Annotated in this window: 12 protein-coding genes and 1 tRNA gene; 6 read left to right on the top strand and 7 right to left on the bottom strand. The window is 40.0% G+C overall.

The genetic code is table 11. The features are described from left to right. Positions 1–133: 133 nt before the first annotated feature. Both L1077_RS18335 and L1077_RS18330 read left to right on the top strand, forming a co-directional pair. On the top strand, positions 134–1,516 hold the full coding sequence (locus L1077_RS18335) for a winged helix-turn-helix domain-containing protein (protein ID WP_237138388.1): 1,383 nt from the start codon (positions 134–136) through the stop codon (positions 1,514–1,516). 88 nt (positions 1,517–1,604) lie between these two features. Next, complete coding sequence (locus L1077_RS18330) at positions 1,605–2,759, top strand: outer membrane protein assembly factor BamB family protein (RefSeq protein ID WP_237138387.1); 1,155 nt, start codon at positions 1,605–1,607, stop codon at positions 2,757–2,759. Positions 2,760–3,558: 799 nt separating this feature from the next. Here L1077_RS18330 and L1077_RS18325 read toward each other — a convergent pair. The 4 genes from L1077_RS18325 to L1077_RS18310 all read right to left on the bottom strand — a co-directional run bounded on the left by L1077_RS18325 (position 3,559) and on the right by L1077_RS18310 (position 8,258). Then, positions 3,559–4,188 (bottom strand): cohesin domain-containing protein, encoded by a 630-nt coding sequence (locus tag L1077_RS18325; RefSeq protein WP_237138386.1) that lies wholly within the window; start codon positions 4,186–4,188, stop codon positions 3,559–3,561. A gap of 62 nt (positions 4,189–4,250) precedes the next feature. Next, positions 4,251–6,332 (bottom strand): dockerin type I domain-containing protein, encoded by a 2,082-nt coding sequence (locus L1077_RS18320; protein ID WP_237138385.1) that lies wholly within the window; start codon positions 6,330–6,332, stop codon positions 4,251–4,253. Positions 6,333–6,874: 542 nt separating this feature from the next. Continuing rightward, positions 6,875–7,516, bottom strand: coding sequence for a response regulator (locus tag L1077_RS18315; protein WP_237138384.1), 642 nt, complete (start codon positions 7,514–7,516; stop codon positions 6,875–6,877). Between the two features lie 358 nt (positions 7,517–7,874). Further along, positions 7,875–8,258, bottom strand: a complete 384-nt coding sequence (locus L1077_RS18310) for a hypothetical protein (RefSeq protein ID WP_237138383.1) — start codon at positions 8,256–8,258, stop codon at positions 7,875–7,877. A 390-nt stretch (positions 8,259–8,648) separates the two neighbouring features. Between L1077_RS18310 and L1077_RS18305 the strand changes: the two genes are divergently transcribed. Beyond that, positions 8,649–9,383 (top strand): substrate-binding periplasmic protein, encoded by a 735-nt coding sequence (locus L1077_RS18305; RefSeq protein ID WP_237138382.1) that lies wholly within the window; start codon positions 8,649–8,651, stop codon positions 9,381–9,383. Positions 9,384–9,393: 10 nt separating this feature from the next. Here L1077_RS18305 and L1077_RS18300 read toward each other — a convergent pair whose 3' ends face one another. Continuing rightward, complete coding sequence (locus L1077_RS18300) at positions 9,394–10,290, bottom strand: LysR family transcriptional regulator (RefSeq protein WP_237138381.1); 897 nt, start codon at positions 10,288–10,290, stop codon at positions 9,394–9,396. Positions 10,291–10,408: 118 nt separating this feature from the next. Here L1077_RS18300 and L1077_RS18295 point away from each other — a divergent pair, with 118 nt between their 5' ends. The 3 genes from L1077_RS18295 to L1077_RS18285 all read left to right on the top strand — a co-directional run bounded on the left by L1077_RS18295 (position 10,409) and on the right by L1077_RS18285 (position 11,564). Further along, on the top strand, positions 10,409–10,936 hold the full coding sequence (locus L1077_RS18295; RefSeq protein ID WP_237138380.1) for an NADPH-dependent FMN reductase: 528 nt from the start codon (positions 10,409–10,411) through the stop codon (positions 10,934–10,936). Between the two features lie 156 nt (positions 10,937–11,092). Further along, positions 11,093–11,168, top strand: a tRNA-Ala gene (locus L1077_RS18290). A gap of 69 nt (positions 11,169–11,237) precedes the next feature. Beyond that, the gene (locus tag L1077_RS18285; protein WP_237138379.1) at positions 11,238–11,564 is read left to right on the top strand and encodes a cupin domain-containing protein; all 327 of its coding nucleotides are present in this window, start codon (positions 11,238–11,240) and stop codon (positions 11,562–11,564) included. On the opposite strand, the gene L1077_RS18280 is transcribed toward L1077_RS18285, so the two are convergent. Together L1077_RS18280 and L1077_RS18275 are read right to left on the bottom strand one after the other, a co-directional pair. Beyond that, complete coding sequence (locus L1077_RS18280) at positions 11,544–13,931, bottom strand: hybrid sensor histidine kinase/response regulator (RefSeq protein ID WP_237138378.1); 2,388 nt, start codon at positions 13,929–13,931, stop codon at positions 11,544–11,546. The genes L1077_RS18285 and L1077_RS18280 overlap by 21 nt on opposite strands. Before the next feature lie 299 nt (positions 13,932–14,230). Then, the gene (locus L1077_RS18275) at positions 14,231–14,698 is read right to left on the bottom strand and encodes a hypothetical protein (protein WP_237138377.1); all 468 of its coding nucleotides are present in this window, start codon (positions 14,696–14,698) and stop codon (positions 14,231–14,233) included. Positions 14,699–14,809: the final 111 nt, after the last annotated feature.

The following is a 14,809-nucleotide window of genomic DNA, read 5'->3' as shown; positions in this document are numbered from 1 at the left end:
ATTCTTACCTTTGTAATTTTTGTAAACAAAACCTTAACAACACACGTCAAGTCCATTATGCTAATGGCGATATTTTACCCAAATATTATTTTTAAATTAGATAACTATAGATTTTTATTCTCAGGTAGGAATTATGCTGAAGACCGCCAATAAAGGACAATGGGTTATAAATCATCGGCAGTTGAGCTTACAAGATGGCACAAAAGTAGTGGAATTGGATCCTAAGCAGTATGCGCTGTTAGTTTTACTTTTAAAGTTTAAGCATCAAGATGTCAGCAAATCACAAATTTTATCCGAAGTATGGGGGCAACGTGTTGTTAGTGAAGATGCAATCTATGTGGCTATTAATGGGCTGCGCAGGTTATTAGGAGATGATGCTAAGTCACCTAAATATATAAAAACCATTTCGGGCGTAGGATATCGTTGGGTGGGTCCACCGCTTTGCGATGCACTGCCATCTTCGTTAGATAGTTTTTTGTTAAAAGCGGCCCTTTGCTTGGTTGCGATTTCTTTTGTGGTTTTTTGGCAAATGCCTAGGGCACCTGTCAAGCAAGTGATCCCAGATCACTTAGCTGAGCCATTTAATCATGCGCGTTTTATAATTAATAATCACCCAGAGCAACTTGATAGAGCGATCAGTCTACTAAAATCTATCTCTATTGAAGCGCCTCAGTTATCCGAACCAATATACTGGCTTGCTAAGGCACACTTTTCTCAGCTAGACCCCAAAAGTGACAATTATTCAGAGGGCAAGCTGCATATAAAAACGATTTTGGAGCGGGTTTTATCAGACTATCCTGAGCATAAAGAGGCTAATTTATTATACGCAAAGCTCATTTTTATGGGGAATATGAATACCAAAGATGCTGAAGTTTATTTTTTAAATGCACTTCCCAATAGCGAAGCGCATCATATGTATGGGCAGTATCTACTGGCTCTGGGTAGAAATGACGAAGCGATGCATCACATTCGCACGTATCAGACGATGGAGCCTGATGGTTATTCAAGTGAGAGTGTGGCGTGGGTTTATATGATGAGCCAACAGTTTGACGAAGCATTCGAAGTGCTGGATAGGTTGCGCCCTTACGCACAGAGTAATCGATTTTATCACGTTTGCTTAAGAGCGATTTACGAACAATTGGGGCGGTTTGACTTGGCATTGCAAGAGTTAATTTGGGTTATGAAGTATGAAGGATACACAGAGTCAGAAATCACTATGATTGAAAAGCAGTTTGCCACTCAAGGTATGGAAGGGGTTTACCGTTGGTTGCTTTATCAGGATACGCGAAGAGCGGATATTGGACATTATGATGCCCCTATGTCTCAAGCTCGTTATGCAACGGCCATAGGGGACAAACAACTCGCGCTACATTATTTGGAGCAGTCGCGGCTTGCTGGACAATATGCCTTTTTATGGATTGCAGCAGATCCACATTTCTTATCGTTAAGACAAGACGAAAAGTTTACTCAACTTGTACAAAACCATATTTTAAAAGCTGATATATCAGATATTTAATATTTACTAAGAAAGTTTAAGTTAAATTTCAGGACTTATTTTTGGTGGTCATTTAGTGTTGCTTCGAAATTTAATCAAGGAGCAAACAATGACAATAAAAAAGGTGGCAACCACATTATGCGCGGGATTATTATCCGCTTTCATCAGTGTCTCTTCTCTTGCTAAAAGTGGAGATTACTTATACAGCTACCAAACAGGCAGTGAAAACTGGGGAAGTATCTCCCTTAAAAATCACCTGGCTTATTTTGGCAGTGACAATGGCAAATTGTACGCTTTTGATATCGACCGAGTAAAATTGCGCTGGACACATGAAACTCAAGGCAAGGTGCGTTCAAAACCCTTTGTTGATAATCATCGGGTGTTTTTTTCAAGTGATGATGGATTTTTATACGCATTAAATCGCTGGAGCGGTAAGCTGCTATGGAAAGTAAGCTTGAATGATGGAGGTCATCATAGGGTTTTACCTGCAAATCACGCACCTTGGGAGTTTGATTATACCAAGTCGAGTCCAATTGCAGATAACCGACTTGTTTATATTGGCAGTGCCGATGGTCATTTTTATGCAATCTCGAAACGTACTGGTGAAGTTAAATGGCAGTTTAAAACACAAGGTATGATCCGCGCGACCGCTAGTTTATATCAGGGCAAAGTCTTTGTTGCTAGCTGGGATGGCCACGTTTATGCACTTAATAAGCATACGGGAGAGCTGGCATGGCAGTATCAGACACAAGGTGCGGTTCCCTCAAGCCCTGCAGTGATTGATGATGTTGTGGTGATTGGTTCTAGAGATACAAACTTGTATGGGCTTGAGCCTCATTCAGGTCAAGTCTTATGGAAAAAGGCACTACCTGGTGGATCATGGGTTGAGTCCAGTGCGGTTGCTGATAGCGATGACGATTACTTTTATATCGGCAGTTCAGATGCCAAGCTATTGTTTAAGATGGAAGCAGAAACTGGTGACATTGTTTGGCAGGTAGCAACGCCCGGTTGGAGTTGGGGAAAACCCATTATTGATGATAAGCATGTTTATATCGGTTCCACAGGACATGATGAGCCAGGTTGGTATATCACTCAGCGTGGTTTTATGGCTGTAGCCAAGGGATCTGGTGAGACCGTTTGGCATTATCAACCAAAAATGATTTCGGGCTTTGTACATGGTGGTGTGTATGCCTCACCTGCAGTTGGTGCTGGTAAGGTGTTGGTGCCAGATCTCGATGGCTATATCCATGTTTACCAACAGTAAACGCCTCTCCTTATTTTGCAGAGGTTAGCGGGCATCTTCTGATGCCTTTACGCTTTTTCTGCTGAGATATGCTCGTCGCGTTTGCGTCTCAATAGAGCCGTTAGGGAAATTATGACCATTATGCTGACAATGGCTGCAAACAATATTGTACTTTTTTGGTTGGCAGATGGTGGACTGGCGGACTGGCGATGTTATACGCTGAGTTAAATGCAAGGCTGAGCATTGAGTTCGCAGGAGCCCGTCTGACTGGCTATATAGTCGATTGTGTTACCTTGTTTATTGGCAGCATTTTTTAATACAAATAATCTGTCTTCACTTAAAAGGTGGCTATGTTCTGCGTTCAGAGAGACTTCTGTCCCAACCTTTAATCCGTCGGGTGAGAAAATTTGAGCAACAAGATCTGGTTTCTTCGCTTCAAAATCATAATAGGAAAATCAAAATATTACGTTATTTCTGTTTGATAATGATTTTATTCTAGTTGGGTGTCGGCCAGCATTAGTTTTCGCATTAACAATAAGTGCACCACCAAGGTTAATGGGAGTCGCAGCGTGGCCAACCAACGGCAAGTTAAACATACTCATTAGTAGTTGACTTGGAGTAAACTTACTTACGGTATACAGCTTTGATACAGTGCATTTCTCAAAGCAGTATCTGACTCAATATCAACTTATCTCGTCATGGCGGATTGCTCTGTCTAATTTACGTAATGTGTCGTCTTTGGAAGGTGATAAATTGCTCATCTTAATGGTCACCTGTAATAAATACAGCTTTTAGAGCAGAGAGGGCAACATTCGGTGCCCTAGGCTTTAACGACGCGTTTGCGTCTTAAAGCGACAATAATAAAAACTAGCACTAATGTGCTCACAATAGCCACTAAGAGTGTTGTGCTGTATGTGAATGTTGGTGGAGTGGGAGCAACTTGATAGGTTGCATCAAACTCGATGTTGAGCGTTGAGTTGGTATTAAATATCAGGCTTTGACCATCTTTCGTACCAAAGTCAGCTTTCTCGATAGTAATATTCGCTTTGGTCGCATTTTCTTTGGCTTCAAAAAATATTCGAGCAATTCGACCAGAGCCAGATACACTCTCCGCAGGCGCCATTTGGCTGATAATATAGTCTAATTTCCCCAATTTCGTATTAGCCGAATTGGTCAATACAAATAATTTTTTGGTGTCAAAAAAGTTGCCATGCTCAATTTGTACAGCAGGTGTTTGCTGATCTTGGTCAATCGGCTCTAGCTGTGTGGCATCGTAATTTAAAACAAGGTGTGCACCATAAATTTCCGGTGCATTTTCAACTAATACATCCACATAAAATTGGCTGCCCGATTTAATTTTTTGACTTGGACTACTTAAAGATACGCTGCCATCGCTTGCATTTGCAACAGTACAGCAGAACAGTAGTAAGGTCATAAATAGAAAGTGCATATTCTTCTCTTTATTCTTGGCGAACAGACCAAGAAATTTATGGTCTGTTCGCTATTAGCTGGTTAAAAAGGTTGTGGTCCTTGTTTACCAAAGTTTTTGCCCAACAAAGTTAGATCTTGTAAGTCTATTTTATTGTCACGATTAAAGTCAGCAGACGGAGTATAGTTTGGCTCTGCGCTGGTAGAGCGGTATGATGCCAAAAGTTGAGTTAGATCACCAATGTCTATTTTTTCATTCCCATTGCTGTCACCAGCAGTGAGTTGAACTGGGCCAAAGTCTAAATCAGCTTGGTTAGGCGACAAAGTCAGCTGTTTTTCACCGCTAATAAACCCAGGGGCAGATATAACAACAGTTGCATTACCTATGTCGGCGCGGATCTTAAAAGTGCCATCCGCATTAATTTGTACCGGTTCGCCGTTAATTGTAATTGTGATTTGGCTATAGTCGCCGTTAGATTGAAGTGAAGAAACATCGCCAGTTAGGAATACAGACTCTAAAACGGTGAGAGTATAATTGTATTGTCCCTGGTAAATGTACTGCCCATTCTCATTTGTAAACTGAGATGACAAGCTTACGCTGGTTGAGCCAGGGTTGTTAGCGACTAAAGTCACAGTTGCGTATTGCCCTTGCCCTGTTTTGGCTTCATAAGGTGCTTTAAGAGAAAGCGCACTCTCCCAGCTAGAATCTGTATGATTGACTGGAATCGTAAGGCGTTGACCAGTAGGTAAAAATTCTCCATAACTTCCTCCTGTGACCTGTGCAATATTACTATTATTGACAGTTAACACAGAATCAATGCCATAAATGTTTGTACCTGTTGCGGATAAAGGTAATTCAATAGTATCACCTACATAAATAGGGCCGCTGGGTACAGTGGCGGTTAGTTCGTTTGGAAGTTGTGGTGAACTTAGAGTGAAGTGTTGTGAAAGCACTTCAGGTGTGTCGGCAGCGCTGTATATATTGGCTACCCAAACCAGAACGAAGTTACCTGCTTGCAGGTCGCCAATCATTGGAAGAGGTTCATAAAGAGTGGTATTTGTGTCTACCAATACTTTGTCGCCACTTTTTGTTCCATCCGCGTTTATTGCTTGCAAATAAATATTTGTATCATAGTTTTGTGAGCTAGTTTGGCTCCAAGTCACTAAAAAATCACCGTTGGCTGTTACAGAGACATCTGATTGAGCATCTCTAACGCGCATTGGATCTGTATTTATTTGAAATGGTACACTCTGAGATTGACCGTCTGCTGAAAACGTTTGTCCTAGTAAGTTGTAGGTACTATTGTCTACTGTAGACGGCCAGGTCATTATAAAACCGCCATTTTTAGTAGCATCAATGCCAATATCTGGGACATAAATATCTTTATGTAAAGAGTTTAGTACCTTATTTTCACCAATGGCTTGACCCTGGTTGTTATACCGTTGGAAGTATATAGGTTTATCATTTTGTGCTGATAATCGGCCTACCCAAGTTACGATAAAGTCGCCATTTTCCAGCGTCGTTACATTGATATCAGGTTTGTAACCAGACGCTACAGCACTGGTTTTAACTGCGTCTTGGGCAGTGATAGTGCTACCGATATTAATGATTTTTGTATAGATATTTTCAGTACCAAAAGCGATGGCCAGCTTATTATTGGACAGTTTTGTCACTTTAAACTCTTTGAAAGTGTCATCGGCTGAAGCTACCGTTGTGCTTAAAGGTAGCTTATAACTGCTACTATCAGCCATTCCACTGCTGGTGTATTTTTGGATACTTACGTTAGATTGATTAAAAGAATAGCGATTTTCAAAGTCAATGACTAAAAAACTGCCGTTTTCTAGAGGAATTATTTGCCCACCAGTGTTTAGGCTAATTTCAGGACCGAGCTTATTTCCGTTTGAATCGAATGTTTGCGCTTGTTCATAGGCCACTACACCACCCCCAAGCCAAGTTACAACATAATTACCGTTAGCCAATACATGTACGTCATGGATGCGTTGCGCGCCTGGGTTTGAATTGACGGCTGATATTTCACTGGTATGAGTTGGAGCTTGTGCTTGAGTAAAGAGTGGTAAACCCAGCATGCTAACTAATAATAAATTTCGTGTAAACTTGCCTGTCGCTTTGAGCTTTGATGAGACATTTGTTTTTTGTTCAAACATAAAATTTCCCTTTGAGAAGTATTGGTTATTGAGATAAGCCGTTATCTACTGCAATAAAATGGGTAAATTACGTTATGAACGCTTAAAATGAAATAGGGTATTTACCCTATATGGGTTCAAAAAGTTAGGGGGATGGTGAGCTATGCAATAAGCAACCTCTTCCATAAAGCACTTTTAGTAAAGGTCTTTCAAATTCTGAATTCCAGAGCCATAAATTTGTTTTTTAACAAGTTTATAAGAGTTTATTTTATGGGGGCTTTGGCGTGTGAGTTTTATCAAAGAACGTAATAAATATGAATGAAAAATTAAATTGTTGGGGGCGAAATAGAGTGTAGAAGCGCAAGTCATCGCATGTTGTTTAATGTGCTTGCAACCTCCCACAGTGAATTCATTTTTAGTCAAATGACCATAACTACCTCGTGTTATTATAACTCCACTTAATGGGCTAAAAACGAGTTGTTTAAAACGTAAATATAGCTGACGGTTAAACGACGATAATTAAGTCAAATAAAATAATGTTCTAAGGTGAGAGCTCAATTTATTTAAACAATTAGTCTCTCTTCAAGCGCATATTTTACAAGCTCAGCCGCTTTTTTAACGCCAAGCTTTTTCATTACCTTGGTGCGGTGGTTATCAACTGTTTTGACAGAAATACACAAAATATCAGCAGTTTGCCGATTTGATTTACCTTGACTGATATAGCTGACGATTTGTTTTTCTCTGTTCGTTAAAGTTTTGTGTGTATCGCTTGATTGGTGTTGTGCTAGTTCAGCTTTAATATCTGGGCTGATAAAAGACTGACCACTGGTCACGACTTTGATTGCTTGATTTAGGGTGGCAAATGCTTCGCTTTTAGATAAATATCCGTCTGCACCTATTTCAAGTGCACGGCGTATTATTTTTACATCATCATACATACTGAGAAAGATAATGCGTGTTTTTAGCTTTTTTTGTTTGACTCTCTCGCATACTTTTAATCCACAGAGGCTACCCATAGAAACATCTAAAATCGCAAGGTCGGGTTCGTGTTCAGTAATGTATTGCCAAGCCTGCTCTCCTGTGGCGACATCATCAACTTGGTATCGTGTGTGTGATTGCATGATTAAGGAGTGTAATCCCTGCCTTATTAGGTGATGATCATCCGCAATTAAGATTGTTAAATGACTTGAGTCATCGTAACCCATTTTAACCCCGTTTATATGCTAATTTATGTGATTTTTTAGGTATGTCGTACGGCTGACAACCTTGGATTTATTATCAGTAAAAGACTTTAAGTTTTAGTCGATTGACAACCATTTAAAATCTTCATTCAATAGGTGTAAATATTATAGGTAAATAAGTCGATTTATAAGGGTATACTCAGAATTACCTATAAATTATTTAAATATTTATAGCGGAGTTAGCTTTGGGCATTAAGCTGGTCATAAGATAGGCTTGAGGTGATACTTATTAATGGGAACACCTCCAAAAAGGTGTCCCATCCACTGTTCACTGAGCAACTAATTTTAACCGGTATGAGTAGTGGCTCTGTCAGCGGTATGATTAGTAAACAGTCATATAGTTTACTGTCACATCACCTTCTCTATACAAACCAAACTCTTGATTATAATTTACATCAATCGTGACTTTTGCATAGTCTGTTTGTAGAGAGTAGCTGCCACCACTTGGCGTCGAGTAAGTGCACTCAGTTTTTGCATAAAGATATTCAGGTTGCATTGGTGTCACGAAGTAATTGATTACTTGGGTGTGACAGTTGTGGAAGCGATATCCTGCATCTTTAAGCTGTGTTCTGATAGCTTGATACTTACGACCATATTCCAGCACTTCTTGAACACTTGCATAACCAGCATCAGCAGGCAGCTCTTCAGCTGATACGTTAGCAGCGGCAGCAACGGCAATTAGTGAGAATAATACGCCAGTTTTCATAGTTTTTTCCTTTTCTTGAGAATAAAGAGCCTCATTGGCTCGTAATAAATTTTATGTACGGAGTTGTTGTCGTGTTGTTTCCTTCACAACGTAAACTACAAAGTGAGAGACCTTGCGTTCGTACATAATTATTAAACGAATAAATGAATATAATATTTATGATTAAAGTCAAAAAAATGAAGAAAAAATTTATAAAATGAAATTTATGGGTATTATTTAGCCGTTTTGTTTAAGTAATGAGAATATTGTTTCTTTGTATTTAGTGCCAAAAATGGCGGTGTTACCAATAAGGCAAGAAATCGTACTTTTTCTGTTCAAAAAAGGTGCGAATTCATAATCTGTGTAAAATTTGTGCTAAGTTGATAACTATCAGGTTAATTTGGCTAGATCATGCGTTACTTGCTGTATTTTTTTGCATTGTTATTCTCTTCAGTCGGTGTTGCTGAGCATTACACCGTTTTGGTCTATCATGGTGCAAACCCGCCGTATAACTTCATCGTAAATGGTAAGCAATCCGGTATTTTTAGTGATCTTTTTGTGCGCTTAAGTGAGTTAACAGGACATACTTTTGAGCTGGTGCCTTGGTCTGTTGCGCGTGGGCAAAAGCAGTTTGATTTGGGCAAGATTGATATTGAACCAGGTGTTAACCCAAGCTGGAGAGTTGAGGGTGTTAAACCAGCAATCTATTCTCGCGCCTACGCGTATTCTCGAGAGGTTGTTTTAGGTAGGAAGGATGCCCTTGTTGTTGACAACCCCGTTGCGTTTTATGGCAAGGTATTTGGGCGTGTGCGTGGTTATAGGTATGGCGAATTTGAAGCACACTTCGGCACTGATAAAATCATGGTGTATGACAATACATCAGAAAAAGAGTTATTGTTCCAGCTTGCACATAAGCGCATTGACTGTGTGATGATAGGTGATGCTACAGCAGCGTATTATCAAAAACGTAACTCAGACTATGCTGAGTTTAAAGCGCTATATGAAATCAGTAAGTTGCCTGTGCATATGCGATTACAACCCCATTTAAAACGACTGCAAAAGGAGCTCGATGAAGCGCTCTCATTGATGAGGCACAATAAAGAAATTGAGAAAATTTATCAGCGTTATGGGGCAATATCCAATTAGTGTGTGATTGCTAGGGCGACAATTTCTGTGCCAGCATGTCAATAAAATAACGTACTTTAGGCGAGAGGTGTTTTCTGCTTGGGTACATTACATATACTTCAACTGGCTTTTGCTCATAGCACTCAAATAGTATTTCTAATTGCTTGGTCTTTAATGCGTCTTCTAAGTAAAACTCAGGTAATCTGGTGATACCAATCCCATCTATGGCAAGCGCGGCTTGCATTTTACCGTTGTTGCAATTAACGCGTTTGCGCACGTCGACGATGAATGATTTTCCTGACTGTTCAGTAAACTCCCAGCGATCTGGAGTTTTTAGGTTGCTGTAGCAAATACAGTGATGCTTAGTTAACTCCCTTGGGTGATGTGGCCTGCCATATTGTTCAATGTAATTTGGGCTTGCAACGACGAGTGTTCTGCACTTATAGATCCGTTTGCAGATCAAGCTGGACTCTTCCAGACGTGTTGTAGCTCTAAGTGCCAAGTCAAAGCCATCGCCTACGATATCAACTGCACGATCGTTAATATCCCACTCAATGGTCACATTTGGGTATTTCTTTAGATACTCAGCCGCGATAGGTCGGACATAATCTAAACTAAATGCCACTGGACAACTAATTTTTAGTACGCCTTTTGGTTTGTTTTCTTCGTTTGTCAGTAACTGCAGTGTTTGTTCTGCATCTGAAATCAGCTGTACACAATGCTGAAAATAGACTTCGCCATCGGGTGTTAACGCAAGCGTGCGCGTTGTTCTATTTAACAGCCGCATGCCAAGTCGAGCTTCTAATCGATTTATGACTTTACTGATATGAGATGGGGAGTGTCCGAGCTGATGTGCAGCTTCTGCAAAGCTATTGCATTGCACCACTTTGACAAACACCTCGATCCCTTCAAATAGATTATGATTCATATGGAAACAGTAACTTTTCAATTGCCCTATTAATGTTTATTAGAACTTAATCTACACTGTTTGTCATCAAGTTGAGCAATTAATCACGATAAATAAAGCAACTATTTTGGAGTGCATCATGAAAGTATTAGCATTTGCAGCAAGTAACAGCCGTCAGTCAATCAATAACGCATTAGTGAAATATGCCACCTCTCGCATTGAGCAAGCTGAAGTAGAAATTTTAGATTTGAATGATTTTGAAATGCCTATATATAGCATTGACCGTGAAAAAGAGCATGGTATCCCTGAGCAGGCGCAGCGCTTTTACGATAAGGTAGGCGGTGCAGATGCCATTGTCATTTCATTTGCTGAACATAATGGTTCATATACAGCTGCGTATAAAAATATCTTTGACTGGGTATCACGCATTGACATGAAAGTATATCAAAACACACCTATGCTATTGTTGGCGACGTCGCCAGGCCCTGGTGGCGCACAAAGTGTTTTGAATGCCGCAGTAAATTCAGCCCCATACTTTGCTGCAGATGTAAAAGCACACTTGTCTATTCCTAGCTTTTTTGACAACTTTGATATGGAAAAAAACACACTGATTAATGATGAATTGATTGGTTCATTAGACAGCGCGTTAAAAAAATTAACAAACTAAAACCCCCGTTGTCACCAAAGTTAAACCGTAACTATAGCGACCAACTTATTGCTGGTCGCTACTTTTTGGGAAATGATATTTGTTGGGTGGTTTGATTATTAGGAAAAAACTGCTTTACAAATTAACAAGATATAATAAACTCTTACTCGCTAACTTGGGGCTATAGCTCAGCTGGGAGAGCGCTTGCATGGCATGCAAGAGGTCGGCGGTTCGATCCCGCCTAGCTCCACCAAGTCCTTCTACTAATACTTACCTTATCTTCATTTTTTACGATTATGTTAATCTGTATAGAGGTTTCCTTATGAGCGAAATTAAGAAAAGCGTATTTGATGCGATGCCACAAGATTTATCGGATGAGTTTTTTGAGCTTATTGCCGGTAATGATGATGTGAAAATAGAGCGCATTATATCTCGTGGCCATACGTCTCCAGAGACAGGGTGGTATGATCAAGCACAACATGAATGGGTCATTGTATTGCAAGGTGAGGGAGAGATAACCTTTGCTGACGGACGGATAATAAAGCTCGGTGTTGGAGAGCACATTAATATCCCAGCACATTGTAAACATAAAGTCAGTTGGACCAAACCGGATGAAGAAACGGTGTGGTTAGCTGTTTTTTATTCCTAACCATTTGCTCAATACTAATTCGAGCTTCGTCATTTCGACGGGTTTGGCGACAAAGTCATCCATACCTGCACTATAGTATGTCGCTATGTCCTCTAAAAACACATTCGCCGTGATAGCGATGATCACCATCTGGCTATACTTAGGATGGGCTCTGATGTGTTTAGTTGCTTCTATGCCATCCATTTTGGGCATATGCACATCCATCAGAATTAAATCAAAGTAATCCAGCTCTATTTTTTCAAGCACTTGCTGACCATCTTTTGCTAAGTCAACACGTAGTCCAAGCTTTTCTAACATAGCGCAGATAACAACTTGATTGATGGCGTTGTCTTCAGCAAGCAACACATGGCCATTAAGCCGAGCACATTGTGTTTGTTCGCCATCACCTGGTTCTATTAAGCAACAGGGTGAGTACGGCCATGTAAAGGTGAATGTTGCGCCTTTACCTGGCTGTGATTCACAAGATAGTGTGCCGCCAGCAAGGCTGACGAGTTGTTGGCAAATACTTAAGCCCAGTCCAGTGCCTCCAAAGCGCTTGGTTGTGCTGTCATCCTCCTGACAAAATGGGTCAAAAATCTTTTCTTGTTGCTCCGCTTTGATCCCGATCCCGGTGTCCTTCACTGTGAATAGTAGCTGCTCGTTGTTTTTAGGGTTGAGTTGAATGAATAAGGCGACTTCCCCCTGCGTCGTAAACTTATATGCATTACTGAGCAAATTAAGTAGGACTTGCTGCAGTCTATGTTTATCACTGGCAATTTCTAATGGCGTATTTGGCACTATGGTATAAAGCATAGTGATTGGCTTTGAGCGCGCTCTAGATTGGGTTAAGTGGAGTAAATGATCGACGGTACTTTTAAGCTCAAATGGTTCTTCGTATAGACTGATTTGGCCTTGCTCTAATTTCGAGATATCGAGAATATCATTAATGAGTGTCAATAGATTACTACCTGACACGCTGGCAAGCTTTAATAGATGCTTTTGTTCTTTACTAAAGTTCGCTTCTTGTTCTAGTAATTGAATAGTGCCTAATATGCCATTCATAGGCGTGCGAATTTCGTGGCTCATATTAGCCAAAAAACGGCTTTTTGCAGAGACTGCCATTTCAGCTGCATGCATCGCTCGCTCAAGCGCTTGTGTTCGTCTTTCAACTCTACTTTCTAAGTCACTTTCTCTTGCATAAATGGTACTGCGCATCGCTTCAAACGTGCGACTTAATTCAGAGATCTCATCATCCCCTTTTGCTTTTAAATGTACGTCATATTGCCCTTTTGCGAGGGAGTTAGCTGCAAAGGTTAGCCGAGAAATTGGGCTATATAATCTATATGCAATCCACCACGAAACTAACATGCTGACTAGTGTGGCCAGCGTCAGTATTACAATTAATTTTTCTTTGAGTGCGTAGGCAGATGCAAACACAACGCCTTCAGGTAAGACGACTGCTAGGCTATAATTCGCAGCACGAATGGGCGCATAAAAAACAAAAGCTTGTGTCTGTGGGTCAAGCATAAACTGTCCATGACCTTCAAACCCTGCGATCATTTTAAGCCCCAATTTTTGTAATGAAGGATCTTGCTCTTTGGTGATACGTGTGATGACACTGCTTTTCTCGCCAATATCGTTGAGTACATATTTGCCGTCAATATGCTTGTGTTGAATGGTCTTGTTCATATCCCAGTGATACATGTATACGCCGGTACTGGAAACCAACATTAACTTGGCTTGCTCTCCAAATTGTGCCAGAACATGTCCTTTTACATTGTCAACGAGACGGTCAACTTCTCGCCACGGAATACTGCCACCCAGTAACCCCGCCACCTGATTATCTTGCTCTAAAATCGAAGCAGCGACTACGATTTGCATGACGCCTGTGGTGTAAGAAATCATTGGTTCTGAGACGTAAACTCGAGGCAGCCCATCGACGTTATTGCTAATTGTATTTTGCCAATAGTCTCTTTTTATAATGGTTTTAACTTTTGCATTAGGATCTGTGTCATCAAAGGTTCTTCGCATGCCATGATGTGGATTGCCCCCTTCAGTGTTGTGAAAGCTACCATCTTGTCTGCCTAAGATGAACTTCTCATAAATTCCATTATGCGCATTTTTCTCAGCGAACAGAATAGGTCTAATTTGGCTAAAATTCATCGTTTTCAGAACAGGTTGGCGGGCTAAAGTCGCTATTTCTGATTTGCGCTGTGAGAAGTATGCATCAAAAATTGCAGCGGCATTGAGTACTTCAGATTGTGCTGCTCTAATACTCACCTCTCCAGCTTGACGCGTGCTGTGTACCATGGCGATGAAAAAAATGATAAGCATAGGAACTAAAGCAGTGATAGCTAATACAAGAGGGAGTCTAGTTTTGAGTCGCATAGGTACTGCTTAGCTGGGTGTTTACTAGTTAGTTTAGTCAATAAATACAGATTAAGCGGTGGGAATGTTCATCGGCAACATCTCAGTACTAGTAAAAATAGTAAAATCATATTTTTAGTTCGTTTCTTCAAGTTGTAAAGAAGTGCTGAGATAATATTTCTTATTCTAAATCAATAAAAACGCCTAGTGAAAATGATAGTGTAATTTTGTACTCAAGTTGAACATGATAAAAATAAAGAACAACAACGTGTAGTGATAAAAACAGCAATAGAAAGAATAATTGACTTGTGGGTATGTGATCAAAGCTGGGCCGAATTAAAAGCTGGTAAGGTTAACCGCTTCATTCTTTTCACAATCGGCTCTTTAAATGTATAGCATTGCTTTAGGTCATAACTGTTATATAAGGTGATATTACCATTTTCAACGAAGTAAAATGCACGTTGATTAAAACGTTTTGATAATTTTTGAGCAAGTGATAGAGAAATGTTTAGAGAAATACTCAACTCGCGATAAGACATATCATGGTTGCCACCATAAAGATATTTTATGGGAGTAGATATGCGAGAAAGTGCTTTTATATTTTTGTTTTGGATTTTCTTATTTGTATAACAGCTTAAAATGCCACCATGTTTATTCCATAAGCTGATGATGGCACCATTTAAATAATGAGATGTCGACATGAAAGGGTAAAAATAAACCTCTTGATATAACTGCCAAAGCGGTTCAGAAATAACTATATTGCCATTATTAATATTACAATTTTTCATTTAGACCTCTCCTACTGTGATGCAAAAGTGCATTGCGATACTAACCTATAAAAAATTCAGTTTTAACAGCATAAATCACGGACCCACCTGGGAAGTATTTTACTCCTAAAG

The sequence above is a fragment of the Pseudoalteromonas luteoviolacea genome, assembly GCF_021654285.1.
Lineage (GTDB): Bacteria > Pseudomonadota > Gammaproteobacteria > Enterobacterales > Alteromonadaceae > Pseudoalteromonas > Pseudoalteromonas luteoviolacea_J.
Note: the sequence above shows the minus strand (reverse complement) of the source record. Positions and strands in the feature narration are given on the sequence as shown.